The organism is Pseudomonas sp. GD04058 (assembly GCF_029836855.1).
Taxonomy (GTDB): domain Bacteria; phylum Pseudomonadota; class Gammaproteobacteria; order Pseudomonadales; family Pseudomonadaceae; genus Aquipseudomonas; species Aquipseudomonas bharatica.
Window position 1 is genome coordinate 135,354 of the sequence record NZ_JAOECN010000009.1, and the last position, 16,457, is coordinate 151,810.

Sequence of the window (16,457 nt, forward strand, 5' to 3'; positions counted from 1 at the left end):
GTTGTCCCGGAAACTAGGCTCATTCAGCGGTGAGAAAAATCATGCGACTTCTTCAAATCGCGAAAGACACATCCGTGGCAAAACCGCGTTTTTGTAGGAAGACTACAGAAGATTAGAAAATGCTTGTGAGGCCTATCCTGGGGAACAGGCCTTCAATGCCTGGCGCACATCCCCCAGCAAGTCATCGATATCCTCCAGCCCCACCGACAAACGCACCAAGCCCTCGGAAATCCCATGCTGCGCCCGCTCCTCCGACGTGTAGCTGGAATGGGTCATGCTCGCCGGATGCTGCGCCAGCGACTCGGCATCGCCCAGGCTGACCGCCCGCGAGAACAGTTGCAGCGCATTCATGAAGCGCCGCCCGGCAAGGATCCCACCCTTCAATTCGAATGCCAGCATGCCGCCCGGCAAGGCCATCTGCCGTTTCGCCAGCGCATGCTGCGGGAAAGACGGCAGCCCGGGGTAATGCAACACCTCCACTTCCGGCTGCTTCCTGAGAAACTCCGCCAGCGCCTGGGCATTGGCACAGTGCCGTTCCATACGAAGATTCAGGGTCTTCAGCCCACGCATCAGCAACGAGGCGTCATGGGGTGACAGCACCGCACCGGTCATGTCCTTCAGGCCTTCCAGACGAATCCGGTCCACCAGCGCCTTCGCGCCGATCACCAGCCCCGCGGTGATATCGCCATGCCCGCTGAGGTACTTGGTTGCCGAATGCACCACCAGGTCGGCACCCAGCTCCAGCGGACGTTGCAGGTACGGCGTGCAGTAAGTGTTGTCTACCACCAGCGTCGCGCCGTGTTGGCGGGCGATCTTCGCCACCCCGGCGATATCGGCCAGGTGCATGTTGGGGTTGGCCGGGGATTCGAAATAGATCACCCGCGTCGCCGGGGTGATCGCTGCCTCTACGGCTTTCAGGTCACCCATATCGACATGTTTCAGCCTGACCCCGAATTCACCGATGCCGTGATGCAGGAAGGCAAAGGTACAGCCATACAAGGTGCTGCCGAGCAGAACTTCGTCACCGGGGCGCAATAGGGTCCACAGCGTTGCGGTGATGGCGCCCATGCCCGATGCCAGGGCCAACGCGGCCTCTCCGCCTTCCAGCGACGCCATGCGGTTTTCCAGAAGCGCCAGGGTCGGGTTGGAGATCCGGCTGTAGAAATGCCCGGCCGCCTCGCCGGCAAAACAGGCCGCGCCGTACTCGACAGAGGGAAAGGCAAACGTGGCCGTCTGGTAGACCGGCGGCACCAGCGCCCCTCCGTGGGCCTGCGGATCGTAGCCATGGTGAATGGCACGGGTAGCAAATCCTTGCTGCTTGCTGGAGCCGCTCATGGCGATGCCCTCTTGTTGGCTTGCTATAAGCTTATGCCAGCGATGAACTAATATTTTTCCAAATATGACCACCACCACGGGGATCTCCGGGCATGAAACTCCACGATCCGCTGAAATCGGGGCAAATCCTGCCCAATGCGCTTGACCGCACCGATCGCGCCCTGCTCGGCGCCCTGCAGGACAACGCGCGCCTGACCATCTCCGAGCTGGCCGACAGCGTGGCCCTGACCACGTCGCCGTGCTGGCGGCGGGTCAAGCAACTGGAGGAAAGCGGGCATATCACCGGCTATCAGGCGATCCTTTCACCCAAGGCGCTGGGCTTCGGGGTGACCGCCTTCGTCAGCATCATGATGGATTCGCATACCAAGGACATGGCCCGGGCTTTCGAGCAACGTCTGATGGAGATTCCGGAGATTGTCGCCTGCCATAACATTTCAGGACGTTACGACTTTCTGCTGGAGGTGCTGGCTCGGGATCTGGAGTCGTTCGGGGAATTTGCTCGGGAAACCTTGCAGTCGCTGCCGGGGGTGAAGGAGATCTATTCGAGTTTTTCGTACAAGGCGGTGAAGGAGAAGCGGGTGATTCCGGTGTCGGAGAAACATATCTGAATGCTGTGGCGCTTATCCGTGTCTCATCGCTGGCAAGCCAGCTCCCACAGGGCCTGCGGCGCCGCTGAACCCTGTGGGAGCTGGCTTGCCAGCGATGAGGCCATCACGCCAGAAAACAAAAACCCCGCCGAAGCGGGGTTTCTGTTGTCCGCCGGGATGCTTAGATCGCACCACGCGCACGCAGCACATCCAGCACCTGCTTCACGCCCTCTTCCACGCTGGTGGATTGGGTATCGATCACCAGGTCGGCATCCTGCGGCACATCGTACGGGAAGCTTTCGCCCGGGATGTTGTCGCCGCCGGCGGCGTACAGGCCTTGCGGGTCACGCTCGCGACAAGCCAGCGGCGAAGCCTGGACGTAGACGGTAACCAGACGGTCCTTGCCGATCAGCGCCTTGGCCTGTTCGCGGCCTTCGGCATCCGGAGCGACAAACGCCGCCAGGGTCAGCAGGCCGGCTTCGTTGAACTGACGCGCCACATGCGCGGCACGACGCCAGTTCTCGGTACGACCGGCGCGGTCCTGCGGCAGGCCCTTGTTCAAGTCATGACGCAGGTTCTGGCCATCCAGTACGTAGACCGCACGGCCCATGTCGAACAGCTTGCGTTCGACGGCATAGGCCAGGGTGCTCTTGCCTGCGCCCGACAGGCCGCTGAACAGCACGGTGGCCGGTTGCTGGCCGAAGCGCAGGGCACGCTCCTCGGTGGAGACATGGGCCTGCTTGCCATGCTGGCCGGTGCTGCCGTGCGGCAGGACTGGCGGGGCGATGATCATGCCGGCGCCGACGGTGCCGTTGGTCAGGCGGTCGATGACGATGAAGGCGCCGGTGGTGCGGTTGCTGTCGTAACCGTCCAGGGCGATCGACGCGTCGAGGGCCACCTTGACCCGGCCGATCTCGTTCAGTTGCAGCGCGCTGGCAGCGCCCTGCTCGAGGGTGTTCACATCGACCTTGTGGGTGATGCTGGCAATCGAGCCCGGCACATAGCTGGTGGCGCGCTTGATGTCGTACTTCTTGCCCGGAAGCATCGGCTCCTCGGACATCCATACCAGCATGGCGTCGAACTGGTCGGTCACCGGCGGTACGTTGTCGGCATGGACCAACAGATCGCCGCGGGAGATGTCGATCTCGTCTTCCATGGTCAGGGTCACGGCCTGGCCAGGACCCGCGCTTTCCAGTTCGCCTTCGAAGGTTACGATGGACTTGACCCGGCTGCTCTTGCCCGACGGCAGGACCACCACTTCATCACCCTTGTGCACCAGACCGCTGGCGATGGTACCGGCGAAGCCGCGGAAGTTCAGGTTCGGACGGTTGACGTACTGCACCGGGAAACGCAGGTCGGTGAAGTTGCGGTCGGCGGCGACTTCGACGGTCTCGAGGATTTCCATCAGCGCAGGGCCGGTGTACCACGGCGAACGCTCGCTGCGGTTGACCACGTTGTCGCCCTTGAGCGCCGACATCGGCACGAAGTGCAGGCTGCTCGGCTTGAGCTGGATGCCTTCGGCGAACTTCAGGTAGTCGGCCTTGATCGACTCGAAGACCTGCTCGTCGAAGCCCTTCAGGTCCATCTTGTTGACGGCGACCACGATGTGCTTGATACCCAGCAGCGAGGCGATGTAGCTGTGCCGGCGGGTCTGGGTCTGCACACCATAGCGGGCGTCAACGAGGATGATCGCCAGGTCGCAGGTGGAGGCGCCGGTGGCCATGTTGCGGGTGTACTGCTCGTGGCCCGGGGTGTCGGCGATGATGAACTTGCGCTTGGCGGTGGAAAAGTAGCGGTAGGCGACATCGATGGTGATTCCCTGCTCGCGCTCGGCCTGCAGGCCGTCGACCAGCAGTGCCAGATCGACCTCTTCGCCGGTGGTGCCGACTTTCTTCGAGTCACGGGTGATGGCCTCGAGGTGGTCCTCGTAGATCATCTTCGAATCGTGCAGCAGGCGACCGATCAGGGTGCTCTTGCCGTCGTCGACGTTGCCGCAGGTGAGGAAACGCAGGAGTTCCTTGCGCTCGTGCTGGGCCAGGTAGGCGAGGATGTCCTCGCTGATCAGATCAGATTGGTGCGACATGGAGTAACCCTGAAATTAGAAGTAGCCTTGGCGTTTCTTGTCTTCCATGGAACCGGCGCCATCGTGGTCGATGACACGGCCCTGGCGTTCGGACGTACGGGTCAGGAGCATTTCCTGAATGATGTCCGTCAGGGTCTCGGCCTCCGACTCGACGGCACCCGTCAACGGGTAGCAGCCGAGGGTACGGAAACGCACCTTCTTCTTGACGATGCGGGCTTTTTCCTCGTCGCTCAGGTGCTCGAGGATACGATCGTCGTCGATCATGATCAGGGTGCCGTTCTTCTCGATGACTTCACGCTCGGCAGCGAAGTACAGCGGCACGATCGGGATGCCTTCGAGATAGATGTATTGCCAGATGTCCAGCTCGGTCCAGTTCGACAGGGGGAACACGCGAATCGACTCGCCCTTGTTGACCTTGCCGTTGTAGACGTTCCACAGCTCCGGACGCTGGTTCTTCGGGTCCCAGCGGTGCTTGCTGTCGCGGAAGGAATATACGCGTTCCTTGGCCCGCGACTTCTCTTCGTCGCGGCGCGCGCCACCGAAGGCGGCGTCGAAGCCGTGCTTGTCCAGCGCCTGCTTGAGGCCCTGGGTCTTCATGATGTCGGTGTGCTTGGAGCTGCCGTGGGTGAACGGGTTGATGCCCTGCGCCACACCTTCGGGGTTGACGTGGGTGATCAGCTCCAGGCCCATTTCCTCGACCATCTTGTCGCGGAAGCGGTACATCTCCTGGAATTTCCATTGGGTGTCGACGTGCATCACAGGAAACGGCAGCTTGCCAGGGAAGAAGGCCTTGCGTGCCAGATGCAGCATCACGGCCGAATCCTTGCCAATGGAGTAAAGCATCACCGGGTTGTCGAACTCGGCGGCCACCTCACGAATGATGTGGATGCTTTCCGCCTCCAGCTGTTTCAAATGCGTCAGTTTGTCGACCATGGCTACTCACGGGAAAAACGATCTTGTGGACGGCCAAACGGGCCGTGTTCGAGCGGGCCACTCTATCACAGCGCCCGCTTCTATTTAGGAGGGTGGCTAGAACGAAACAATCTATGGATATGCCCGACCGTTTGGGCTCACACAGGGTTGGGGCAGTCGATGAACAGATGCTCCAGGGCAAAACGCCGGGCCAGGTAATCGCCAAGCGCCTGGACGCCGTAGCGCTCGGTCGCGTGGTGGCCGGCTGCGATGAAGCTGATGCCGTTCTCCCGGGCGCTGTGGTAGGTCTGCTCGGACGCTTCGCCGCTGATGAACAGGTCCACACCCGCCTCGATCGCCTGGTCGATATAGCCCTGGCCGCCGCCGGTGCACCAGCCCACCCGGCGGATGACGTCCTCGCCCTCGACCAGCAGCGGCTCGCGCCCCATGACTTCACTGACCCGACGGGCGAAGTCACGGGCCGACACCGGCTCGGCCAGCGAACCGACCAGCCCCACCACGCGCGGGTTGGCGGGATCCAGCGGGCCTTCGACGGTGATGTCCAGTTGCCGGGCCAACTGCACGTTGTTGCCCACCTCCGGGTGCACGTCCAGCGGCAGGTGGTAGGCCAGCAGGCTGATGTCGTGCTTGAGCAGGGTTTTCAGGCGCCGCTGCTTCATCCCGGTGATGCACGGGTTCTCGCCTTTCCAGAAATAGCCGTGATGCACCAGCACCAGGTCCGCTCCCGCCTCAACCGCCGCGTCCAGCAGTGCCTGGCTGGCGGTAACGCCGCTGACGATGCGGGTCACCTGCGGGCGCCCCTCGACCTGCAGGCCGTTAGGGCAGTAATCCTGGATTTTTGCACTACCGAGATAACGGTCGGCTTCTTCGACCAGGGTAGTCAGGGCAACAGCCATGGAAAGACTCCTCAATTCAGCAGTTCAGCGTGGCGCAAGGCCCCGTATAATGCCGGCCATTATGGGCCGTCGACGGTTTCGGGGAAACCGCCGGCAATGCCCCGGGGCACTCGGTGGCAGGCATCGCTCGCCGAGTGATTTAGCGGTTCCTGCCGGGTGCTTGCCGAAGTATCATCGCGCGCTTCAAACCACTTTCCCCATAGCGTCACCGGCTCGGGCCAACTCCCCCAGGATGCGTTAAATGTTCAAGGCTCTGCGTTACTTCGGCTGGCCGCTGTTCACCGGCGTGCTGATCGCCATGCTGGTCATCCAGCGTTTTCCCGAGTGGGTCGGCCTGCCCAGCCAGGACGTCAACCTGCAACAGGCACCGCAGACCACCAATGTGGTCCAGGGCCCGGTGTCCTACGCCGACGCGGTGACCCACGCAGCGCCGGCCGTTGCCAACCTGTACACCACCAAGGTGGTCAACAAGTCCGCCCATCCATTGTTCGAGGATCCGCAGTTCCGCCGCTTCTTCGGCGACAACCTGCCCAAGCAGCGCCGCTGGGAGTCGAGCCTGGGTTCGGCGGTGATCATGAGCCCGGAAGGCTATCTGCTGACCAACAACCACGTGACCGCCGGTGCCGACCAGATCGTGGTGGCGCTCAAGGACGGTCGTGAAACCCTGGCCCGGGTCATCGGCAGCGACCCGGAAACCGACCTGGCGGTGCTGAAGATCGACCTGAAGAACCTGCCGGCGATCACCATCGGCCGCTCCGACACCATCCGCATCGGCGACGTCGCCCTGGCCATCGGCAACCCCTTCGGCGTAGGCCAGACCGTGACCATGGGCATCATCAGCGCCACCGGCCGCAACCAGCTGGGCCTGAACAACTACGAAGACTTCATCCAGACCGACGCTGCGATCAACCCGGGCAACTCCGGCGGCGCGCTGGTGGACGCCAACGGCAACCTGACCGGGATCAATACGGCGATCTTCTCCAAATCGGGCGGCTCCCAGGGCATCGGTTTCGCGATTCCTACCAAGCTGGCGCTGGAGGTGATGAAGTCGATCATCGAGCATGGCCAGGTGATTCGCGGCTGGCTGGGCCTTGAAGTACAGCCGCTGAGCGAGGAGCTGGCGGAGTCGTTCGGCATGAAGGGTCGCCCGGGTATCGTGGTCGCGGGGATTTTCCGCGACGGGCCGGCACAAAAAGCAGGCTTGCAACTGGGTGACGTGATTTTGAGTATCAATGGCGAACCGGCCGGGGACGGTCGGCGCTCGATGAACCAGGTGGCACGGATCAAGCCGAGCGAGAAGGTGGCCATCGAGGTCATGCGCAATGGCAAGCAGTTGAAGCTGGTAGCCGAGGTCGGGCTGCGGCCACCACCGGCGCCGGTGGTGAAGGAAGAAGAGAACTGATCCAGGAGTCTTATTGCTCTTGAGGGCCTCATCGCTGGCAAGCCAGCTCCCACAGGTACCGCATAACCTGTGGGAGCTGGCTTGCCAGCGATGAGGCCCTCAAAAACAACACAAGAATGGCTGGCAGACCAGAGTCTGCCAGCCACCTCAATCAATGCAGGATCTGACTCAGGAACAACTTGGTCCGGTCATTCTGCGGCCGGTCGAAGAAGTCATCCGGTGCCGCCTGCTCGACGATTTCCCCCTTGTCCATGAAGATCACCCGGTTCGCCACGGTCCGGGCGAAGCCCATCTCGTGGGTCACGCAGAGCATGGTCATGCCGTCTTCCGCCAGGCTGACCATGGTATCCAGCACTTCCTTGACCATCTCCGGGTCGAGTGCCGAGGTCGGCTCGTCGAACAGCATGATCTTCGGTTTCATGCACAGCGCCCGGGCGATAGCCACGCGCTGCTGCTGGCCACCGGACAACTGCCCCGGGAATTTGTGCGCCTGCTCCGGAATCCGTACCCGCTCCAGATAGTGCATGGCGATTTCCTCGGCCTTGCGCTTGGGCATCTTGCGGACCCACATCGGGGCCAGGGTGCAGTTCTGCAGGATGGTCAGGTGCGGGAACAGGTTGAAGTGCTGGAACACCATGCCGACTTCACGGCGGATCGCCTCGATCTGCTTGAGGTCGTTGGTCAGTTCCACGCCATCCACCACGATGCGGCCCTGCTGGTGCTCTTCCAGACGGTTGAGGCAACGGATGGTGGTGGACTTGCCCGAGCCGGACGGCCCGCACAGGACGATGCGCTCGCCCTGGCGCACATTCAGGTTGATGTCCTTGAGCACGTGGAACTGGCCGTACCACTTGTTCACGCCCTGCATCTGGATAATGCCTTCAGGGCCTACAGGCTGTTTGATCGCTTCGCTCATCAAAATCTCTCCTAACGCTTGTGGCCTGTATCCAGCTTGCGCTCCAGATGCATGGAGTAGCGGGACATACCGAAACAGAAAATCCAGAACACCAGGGCCGCGAACACGTAGCCCTCGGTCGCCATACCCAGCCATTTGGGGTCGGCAGCCGCCTGCTTGACGCTGTTGAGCAGGTCGAACAGGCCGATGATGATCACCAGGCTGGTGTCCTTGAACAGGGCAATGAAGGTGTTGACGATGCCGGGAATCACCAGCTTCAGGGCCTGCGGCAGGATCACCAGGCCCATGGCGCGCCAGTAGCCCAGGCCCATGGCGGCGGCGGCTTCGTACTGGCCCTTGGGAATGGCCTGCAGGCCACCGCGCACCACCTCGGCGATATAGGCCGACTGGAACAGGATCACCCCGATCATGGCGCGCAGCAGCTTGTCGAAGCTCATGCCCTCGGGCAGGAACAGCGGAAGCATCACCGAGGACATGAACAGCACGGTGATCAACGGCACGCCGCGCCAGAACTCGATGAAGGTCACGCAGACCACCTTTACCGCCGGCATCTTCGAACGCCGGCCAAGCGCCAGCAGGATGCCCAGCGGCAAGGCGCCGACGATGCCCACGGTAGCGATCACCAGGGTCAGCATCAGGCCGCCCCACTGGCTGGTGGGTACCGTGGTCATGCCCAGGCCACCATGCAGCAGGGTGTAGGCGATGATCGGGTAGGCGACGAGGAAGCACAGGCCGTAGACCGCCTTGCGCGGGAAGCGCGAGATGAACAGCGGCGCCGCGCCGATCACTGCCAGCCACACCGTCAGGTCAACGCGCCAGCGCAGTTCGGTGGGGTAATAGCCATACATGAACTGGCCGAAGCGCTGCTGGACGAACACCCAGCAGGCGCCCTCCTTTGTGCAGTCGGCGCGGGTCGTGCCGACCCAGTTGGCGTCGAAGATCGACCATTGCAGCAAGGGCGGCACGATCAGCCAGACCAGGTAGATGGCGAACAGGGTCAGCAGGGTGTTGAGCCAGCTGGAGAACAGGTTGGCCCGCAGCCAGGCGACGACGCCGACGGTCTTCACCGGTGGCGGCATGTCGGGTTTGAAAACATGGGTACTCATGCGCGTCTCCTTACCGCTCGATCAGCGCAATGCGCTTGTTGTACCAGTTCATCAGCAGGGAAATGCTGATGCTGATGGCCAGGTACACGCTCATGGTGATGGCTATCACCTCGATGGCCTGCCCGGTCTGGTTGAGCACGGTGCCGGCGAACAGCGAAACCATTTCCGGGTAACCGATACCGGCAGCCAGCGAGGAGTTCTTCGCCAGGTTCAGATATTGGCTGGTCAGCGGCGGAATGATCACCCGCATGGCCTGGGGAATGATCACCTTGCGCAGGGTCGGCCCTTCGCGCAGGCCCAGGGAGCGCGCCGCTTCGGTCTGGCCGTGGCTCACCGAGCGGATCCCGGAACGAACGATCTCGGCAATGAACGCCGCGGTGTAAATGGTCAGCGCCAGGGTCAGCGCCAGCAGCTCGGGAATCAGCACCCAGCCACCGGCGAAGTTGAAGCCTTTCAACTCCGGCAGTTCCCAGCTCAGCGGGTTGCCGAACAGCAGCACGCTCAAGCCCGGAATCAGCAGCAGCAGGCCGACGGCGGCCCAGAACTTGTGAAACGGCTCGCCGGTGGCCTCGAAGCGGCGATTGGCCCAGCGCACCATGGCGACCACGGCGACGATAGCCAGCAGCACCGCTACCGCGAACGGCCAGAAACCTTCGGCCAGCGAGGCCCCGGGCATGTTCAGCCCGCGGTTGCTGATGAAGAAGGTGTCGTTGATGTTGATGCTGCCCCGTGGCCCCGGCAGGGTCAGGAACACCGCGAAATACCAGAAGAGGATCTGCAGGAGCGGCGGGATGTTGCGGAAGGTCTCGACGTAGACGGTGGCCAGCTTGTTGATCATCCAGTTCGGCGACAGCCGCGCCACACCGATGATGAAGCCGAGCAAGGTCGCGAGGATGATACCGATGAAGGTCACCAGCAGCGTGTTGAGCAGGCCGATGACGAAGACCCGTGCATAGGAATCGGATTCGGTGTAGGGAATCAGATGCTGGGCGATGCCGAAGCCGGCGCTGCGCTCGAGGAAGTCGAAGCCCGAGGTGATGCCCCGGTGTTGCAGGTTGGTCTGGGTGTTGTGGAACAGATACCAGCCCAGACCGACCACGAAGACTATCGTGAGGATCTGGAACAGCCACGCGCGAACGCGTGGATCGCTAAGGGACAAGCCCCTGGGTGGATTGTGCATGAAAGGCCCCGAAGAGAAGAAACGCTACGGCCCGCGGTGACAGGAACGTCACCGCGGGCCGACCCGATCAGCGCACCGGAGGCGCGTACTGGATGCCGCCGTTGTTCCACAGGGCGTTCAGGCCGCGGTCGATCTGCAGCGGGGTGCTCTTGCCAAGGTTCTTCTCGAACACTTCGCCGTAGTTGCCCACTTGCTTGACGATCTGTACGACCCAGTCCTTCGGCAGTTTCAGGTCCTTGCCGTACTCACCGTCGGCGCCGAGCATACGGGCCACGTCCGGGTTCTTGGTCGACTTGGCTTCAGCCTCGACGTTCTTCGAGGTGACGCCCGCCTCTTCGGCATTGAGCATGGCGAACAGGGTCCAGCGCACGATGGAGAACCACTCTTCGTCGCCTTTGCGCACGACGGGGCCCAGCGGTTCCTTGGAGATGGTTTCAGGCAGAACGACGTAGTCGGTCGGCGAGGCCAGCTTGGAGCGTTGTGCGTAGAGCTGCGACTTGTCCGAGGTCAGCACGTCGCAACGGCCGGATTCAAGCGACTTGGCGCTTTCATCGGACGTGTCGAAGGTGATCGGGGTGTACTTCAGGCCGTTGGCACGGAAGTAGTCGGAGACGTTCAGTTCGGTGGTGGTACCGGCCTGGATGCAGATGGTTGCACCGTCCAGCTCCTTGGCGCTGGAAACGCCGAGCTTCTTGTTCACCAGGAAGCCGATGCCGTCGTAGTAGGTGACACCGGCGAACACCAGGCCCATGCCGGCATCGCGCGAGCTGGTCCAGGTGGTATTGCGCGACAGCACGTCGACTTCACCGGACTGCAGCGCGGTGAAACGCTCCTTGGCGTTCAGCTGGCTGAACTTGACCTTGGTCGCATCGCCGAACACTGCGGCGGCCACGGCGCGGCAGACGTCAGCGTCGATGCCGACGATGGTGCCCTTGGCGTCCGGCACCGAGAAGCCCGGCAGACCGTCACTGACCCCACACTGTACAAAGCCTTTCTTCTGCACCGCATCCAGGGTTGCACCCGCCTGGGCAAAGGAACTCAGGCCCAGCGCTGCGGCAGCCGTCATGACTGCCAGGGTGGACTTCAACATCTTCATTAAAACCTCCAGTTCGCTCTTATTGTGTTGAGCCGGCTTGCACCGCACCCTTATGAGGCGCATCCGACCCGTTTCGGCTTGTTATTGGGTCAATTGGCGCAATTCGCTGTTCTGTGACAGCCTTGGTTTTCCCATGAGGAGGTGTTACCGAGGAAACACGCCACATCATGTCGAAGGGGGTGTAGCAAAGCGCGTACCACATCGCTTGGCTAAAGCGGTTCAGCCTTTGGCAACTGGCAAAGTTATAGCAATGCGACATCTTTTTTCCCCGTGGCCCTCGCGTGCCTTTTTTTCATGCACCGCATTGAGTTCGCGTGCACTACTTCGGAGCAGTCATGACCAACCCTTTGATTCTCGAACCCCAGAAGACCGCCGACGCCTGTGTGATCTGGTTGCACGGACTAGGGGCCGATCGCTACGACTTCATGCCGGTTGCCGAGATGTTGCAGGAGCGTCTGCTCACTACCCGTTTCGTTATGCCCCAGGCACCAAGCCGCGCGGTGACGATCAACGGTGGCTATGAAATGCCCAGCTGGTACGACATCAAGGCCATGAGCCCGGCCCGGGCCATAGACGAGGCGCAACTGGAAGAGTCCGCCGAGCAGGTCATCGGCCTGATCGAAGGGCAGCGCGCTGCCGGCATCGACCCGAACCGAATCTTTCTTGCCGGCTTCTCCCAAGGTGGCGCGGTGGTGCTGCATACCGCCTATATAAGGTGGCAAGGCGCGCTCGGAGGCGTGCTGGCACTGTCCACCTATGCGCCGACCTTCAAGGACGACACCCAGCTTACCGCCAGCCAGCAGCGCATCCCGGCGCTGTGCCTGCACGGCGTAAATGACCCGGTGGTGCTCCCGGCAATGGGCAGAACCGCGTTCGAGTACCTCAAGCACTGGGGTGTCAGCGCCAACTGGCTGGAGTACCCGATGGAGCACGAGGTGGTACAGGACGAAATCCGCGACATCTTCGACTGGCTGAGCCAGCGTCTGCGCTGAAAGTCGCATTACCTGTAGTTGTCGGATCAATCCACTACGCCGAGCCCGAATCTTGCATTACACTGCCCGGCGTACATTCCTTAACCAATCGATGAGAAGATCGTGCTCAAAGCACTCAAGAAGATGTTCGGCAAAGGCGAGGTTGAGCAACTCGTCGCCGAAAGCGCTGCCCCCGTGATGCAGCCACCTGCCCCGACTCCCGCTCCCGCACCGCCCGCCGTCGACCAGCGCAAAGCCGAAACGCCAGCCCGCGCAGAGACCACGGAGGCGGCCAAGCCTGCACGCAGCCAGCCTGCCGCCAAGCCGCGCCGCGAACGCAAGCCGAAGCCCCAGGCCTCGACCTGGAAGCTGGAAGATTTCGTGGTCGAGCCGCAGGAAGGCAAGACCCGCTTCCATGATTTCAAGCTCTCGCCGGAGCTGATGCATGCCATCCACGACCTCGGCTTCCCCTATTGCACGCCGATCCAGGCCCAGGTGCTGGGGTTCACCCTGCGCGGCCAGGATGCAATCGGCCGGGCCCAGACCGGCACCGGCAAGACTGCGGCTTTCCTGATCTCGATCATCACCCAGTTGCAGCAGACCCCGCCGCCCAAAGAGCGCTACATGGGCGAGCCGCGGGCACTGATCATCGCCCCGACCCGCGAGCTGGTGGTGCAGATCGCCAAGGATGCCGCGGCGCTGACCAAATATACCGGCCTCAACGTGATGACCTTCGTCGGGGGCATGGACTACGACAAGCAGCTCAAGGCCCTCGAAGCTCGCCACTGCGACATCCTCGTCGCCACCCCGGGCCGCCTGCTGGACTTCAACCAGCGTGGCGAAGTGCACCTGGACATGGTCGAGGTGATGGTGCTGGACGAAGCCGACCGCATGCTCGACATGGGCTTCATCCCGCAGGTGCGCCAGATCATTCGCCAGACCCCGCCCAAGAGCGAGCGCCAGACACTCCTGTTCTCGGCAACCTTCACTGAAGACGTGATGAACCTGGCCAAGCAATGGACCACCAATCCGGCCATCGTCGAGATCGAGCCGGAGAACGTCGCCAGCGAAACCGTGGAGCAGCATGTCTACGCCGTTGCCGGCAGCGACAAGTACAAACTGCTGTACAACCTGGTCACCGAGAACAAGTGGGAACGGGTCATCGTCTTCGCCAACCGCAAGGACGAAGTACGGCGGATCGAAGAGCGCCTGGTGCGCGACGGTGTCAACGCTGCGCAGTTGTCCGGTGACGTGCCGCAGCACAAGCGCATCCGCACCCTGGAGAACTTCCGCGAAGGCCGCATTACCGTGCTGGTCGCCACCGACGTTGCCGGTCGCGGCATTCACATCGATGGCATCAGCCACGTGATCAACTTCACCCTGCCGGAAGATCCGGACGACTACGTGCACCGCATCGGCCGCACCGGCCGGGCCGGGACCAGCGGGGTATCGATCAGCTTTGCCGGCGAGGACGATTCCTACCAATTGCCGGCGATCGAGGAACTGCTCGGGCGCAAGATCAGTTGCGAGATGCCGCCTACGGAGTTGCTCAAGCCGGTGCCGAAGAAGCACGGGTGATGACAAGGAACGCAGTCTTCGGACTGCGTTTTTTTATGCGTGGAGATTTGTGGTGATGCTGGTGGCCCTATCGCTGGCAAGCCAGCTCCCACGGGGGGGTCTGTGGGAGCTGGCTTGCCAGCGATAGGGCCACCAGCAACACCACAAATTTCAGCCCCTGGGGATGGAAAATACTTAAACTAAAAGTCCATAATGGAAAAATTAGTTTATAAACCAGCCCCGGAGTCCTTCGCTATGGCCGCGCCTCTAGTCATCGATCAGCAGCAAGCCCGCCAACTGCTCGCCCGGGTGGATGTACCCCGGGTGCTGCGCGATCTGTTCCGCGACCTGGCCGCCGGCCAGGCGGTGCAACCGCCACAGCAACTGGTGGAGTTTCCCGCCGGCCAGGGCGATTTCATCAACTACGGCGGCGTGCTCGCCGAAGAACGGGTCTATGGCGTCAAGACGTCTCCCTACATCGTCCGCGACCAGGGCCCGCTGGTGACCGCCTGGACCCTGCTGATGTCGATGGACAGCGGCCAGCCCCTGCTGCTCTGCGACGCCGGCGAACTGACCACGGCGCGTACTGCCGCCACCACCGCTGTTGCGGTGGATACCCTGGCCCCGGCCGACGCCCGGCGCCTGACCATCATCGGCAGCGGCCCGATCGCGCTCGCCCATTTGCATTACGTCAGCGAATTGCGCGAATGGCAGGACATCCGCCTGTACTCGCCATCCCTGCACGGCAAAAGCGCCGAGCAGCGCAACGCCCTTCTCGCCCTGGACAGCCGCCTGGACCTGCATGATGACCTCGATAGCGCGCTGCACGACGCCGATGTGATCCTGCTTTGCACCTCTTCGGCCAAGCCGGTGATCGACCCGGCCAAGCTGAGCAAACCGGCGCTGATCACCTCGATCAGCACCAACGCCGTACGCGCCCACGAAGTACCACCGGCCAGCCTGGCAGCGATGGACGTCTACTGCGACTACCGCAGGACCACCCCGGGCAGCGCCGGCGAAATGCGCCTGGCCGCCGAACAGCATGGCTGGAACCAGGCCGCCATCGTCGGCGACCTGCCGGAACTGGTCAGCGGCCATGCCGCCCGCCCCGAATACAAGCGCCACGCGTTCTTCCGTTCCATCGGCCTCGGCCTGGAAGACATCGCCCTGGCCAATGCCCTCTACCATCTGCAGTGCAGCCACTGAGTCGCGGAGACTGTCATGCAACAGGCCGACTACATCATCATCGGCGCCGGCATTGCCGGCGCGTCCACCGGCTACTGGCTGGCGCCCCACGGCAAGGTCCTGCTGCTGGAGCGCGAAACCCTGCCGGGCTATCACTCCACCGGTCGCTCGGCGGCGCTCTACACCGCTGCCTACGGCACGCCGCAGGTACGCGCCCTGACCCTCGCCAGCCGGGCCTTCTTCGACCAGCCACCCACCGGCTTCGCCGACCACCCGCTACTGACCCCGCGCGGCGAGATGACCGTGGACTTCGAAGGCGATGCCGAAGAACTCCAGCGCCAGTTCGAAAGCGCCCGCGCCTGCGTGCCGGACATGCAGTTGCTCGACGCCGATGAAGCCTGCGCGCGGATTCCGGTGCTCAAGCGGGAGAAGGTCCACGGCGCCCTGTACGACCCCAGCGCCAGCGATATCGATACCGACGGCCTGCACCAAGGCTACCTGCGCGGCATCCGCCGCCAGCAGGGCGAGATCCATGGCGATTGCGAAGTGCTGGGCCTGGACAAGGATGCACAGGGTCAGTGGCTCGTCGAAACCTCACGCGGTCAGTTCCGCGCCCCGGTGCTGATCAATGCCGCCGGAGGCTGGGCCGACAGGATCGGTGAGCTGGCCGGGGCCAGGCCGCTGGGCCTGCAACCCAAGCGCCGCGCCGCGTTCATCTTCGAAGCGCCGGCAGGCATCGACACCCACGCCTGGCCGATGCTGGTCAGCCTGGACGAGTCGTTCTACATGAAGCCCGACGCCGGCATGCTCCTGGGCTCGCCGTGCAACGCCGACCCGGTCGAGCCCCACGATGTACAGCCGGAAGAGCTGGACATCGCCCTGGGCATCTACCAGATCGAGGAAGCCACCACCCTGACGATCCGCCGCCCCTTCCGCACCTGGGCCGGGCTGCGCAGCTTCGTTGCCGACGGTGACCTGGTGGCCGGCTTCGACCCCTTGGTGAGCGGCCTGTTCTGGGTCGCCGCGCAAGGTGGCTATGGCATCCAGACCTCGCCGGCCATGGGCCAGGCCAGCGCCGCGCTGGTGCGTGGAGAAGAATTGCCGGCCGAATTGCGTGGCTTCGGCCTGAGCGCCGCACAACTGTCACCCGCGCGCCTCGGCGGGTGACTCCTCCGGCCGTTTGCGGCAAACTCCCAGCGCCCTGCACCAA

14 protein-coding genes are annotated in these 16,457 nt (G+C 62.9%); 6 read left to right on the plus strand and 8 right to left on the minus strand.

Going from position 1 to position 16,457, the window contains the following annotated elements:
- Positions 1-132: 132 nt before the first annotated feature.
- A complete protein-coding gene (locus N7650_RS10820) occupies positions 133-1,335 on the minus strand; it encodes a methionine gamma-lyase (protein WP_279898142.1) in 1,203 nt (400 codons plus the stop codon).
- Positions 1,336-1,463: 128 nt separating this feature from the next.
- Here N7650_RS10820 and N7650_RS10825 point away from each other — a divergent pair, with 128 nt between their 5' ends.
- Positions 1,464-1,943: an Lrp/AsnC family transcriptional regulator gene (locus N7650_RS10825; protein ID WP_037062465.1), complete on the plus strand. Its 480-nt coding sequence runs from the start codon at positions 1,464-1,466 to the stop codon at positions 1,941-1,943.
- A gap of 160 nt (positions 1,944-2,103) precedes the next feature.
- On the opposite strand, the gene cysN is transcribed toward N7650_RS10825, so the two are convergent.
- The 3 genes from cysN to N7650_RS10840 all read right to left on the minus strand — a co-directional run bounded on the left by cysN (position 2,104) and on the right by N7650_RS10840 (position 5,834).
- On the minus strand, positions 2,104-4,005 hold the full coding sequence (gene cysN / locus N7650_RS10830; protein WP_279898143.1) for a sulfate adenylyltransferase subunit CysN: 1,902 nt from the start codon (positions 4,003-4,005) through the stop codon (positions 2,104-2,106).
- A gap of 15 nt (positions 4,006-4,020) precedes the next feature.
- Positions 4,021-4,938, minus strand: a complete 918-nt coding sequence (cysD, locus tag N7650_RS10835) for a sulfate adenylyltransferase subunit CysD (protein WP_009408193.1) — start codon at positions 4,936-4,938, stop codon at positions 4,021-4,023.
- 137 nt (positions 4,939-5,075) lie between these two features.
- Positions 5,076-5,834 carry a Nif3-like dinuclear metal center hexameric protein gene (locus N7650_RS10840; RefSeq protein ID WP_009408191.1) on the minus strand — a complete coding sequence of 253 codons (759 nt, stop codon included), beginning with the start codon at positions 5,832-5,834 and terminating at the stop codon, positions 5,076-5,078.
- A 241-nt stretch (positions 5,835-6,075) separates the two neighbouring features.
- On the opposite strand from N7650_RS10840, the gene algW reads away from it, so the two are divergent.
- Positions 6,076-7,236, plus strand: coding sequence for a Do family serine endopeptidase AlgW (gene algW, locus N7650_RS10845; protein ID WP_279898145.1), 1,161 nt, complete (start codon positions 6,076-6,078; stop codon positions 7,234-7,236).
- 151 nt (positions 7,237-7,387) lie between these two features.
- Here algW and N7650_RS10850 read toward each other — a convergent pair whose 3' ends face one another.
- The 4 genes from N7650_RS10850 to N7650_RS10865 all read right to left on the minus strand — a co-directional run bounded on the left by N7650_RS10850 (position 7,388) and on the right by N7650_RS10865 (position 11,534).
- Positions 7,388-8,152 carry an amino acid ABC transporter ATP-binding protein gene (locus N7650_RS10850; RefSeq protein WP_009408188.1) on the minus strand — a complete coding sequence of 255 codons (765 nt, stop codon included), beginning with the start codon at positions 8,150-8,152 and terminating at the stop codon, positions 7,388-7,390.
- A gap of 11 nt (positions 8,153-8,163) precedes the next feature.
- Complete coding sequence (locus tag N7650_RS10855) at positions 8,164-9,258, minus strand: amino acid ABC transporter permease (RefSeq protein ID WP_009408186.1); 1,095 nt, start codon at positions 9,256-9,258, stop codon at positions 8,164-8,166.
- A gap of 10 nt (positions 9,259-9,268) precedes the next feature.
- A complete protein-coding gene (locus N7650_RS10860; protein WP_037062460.1) occupies positions 9,269-10,438 on the minus strand; it encodes an amino acid ABC transporter permease in 1,170 nt (389 codons plus the stop codon).
- A 67-nt stretch (positions 10,439-10,505) separates the two neighbouring features.
- On the minus strand, positions 10,506-11,534 hold the full coding sequence (locus N7650_RS10865; RefSeq protein WP_009408182.1) for an amino acid ABC transporter substrate-binding protein: 1,029 nt from the start codon (positions 11,532-11,534) through the stop codon (positions 10,506-10,508).
- A 335-nt stretch (positions 11,535-11,869) separates the two neighbouring features.
- On the opposite strand from N7650_RS10865, the gene N7650_RS10870 reads away from it, so the two are divergent.
- The 4 genes from N7650_RS10870 (at position 11,870) to N7650_RS10885 (ending at position 16,414) form a co-directional block, all read left to right on the plus strand.
- On the plus strand, positions 11,870-12,526 hold the full coding sequence (locus N7650_RS10870) for an alpha/beta fold hydrolase (protein WP_279898147.1): 657 nt from the start codon (positions 11,870-11,872) through the stop codon (positions 12,524-12,526).
- Between the two features lie 102 nt (positions 12,527-12,628).
- Positions 12,629-14,083, plus strand: coding sequence for an ATP-dependent RNA helicase RhlB (gene rhlB / locus N7650_RS10875; protein ID WP_009408178.1), 1,455 nt, complete (start codon positions 12,629-12,631; stop codon positions 14,081-14,083).
- Positions 14,084-14,317: 234 nt separating this feature from the next.
- Positions 14,318-15,268, plus strand: a complete 951-nt coding sequence (locus N7650_RS10880) for an ornithine cyclodeaminase family protein (protein WP_279898148.1) — start codon at positions 14,318-14,320, stop codon at positions 15,266-15,268.
- A gap of 15 nt (positions 15,269-15,283) precedes the next feature.
- On the plus strand, positions 15,284-16,414 hold the full coding sequence (locus N7650_RS10885) for an FAD-binding oxidoreductase (protein WP_279898149.1): 1,131 nt from the start codon (positions 15,284-15,286) through the stop codon (positions 16,412-16,414).
- Positions 16,415-16,457 lie beyond the last annotated feature (43 nt).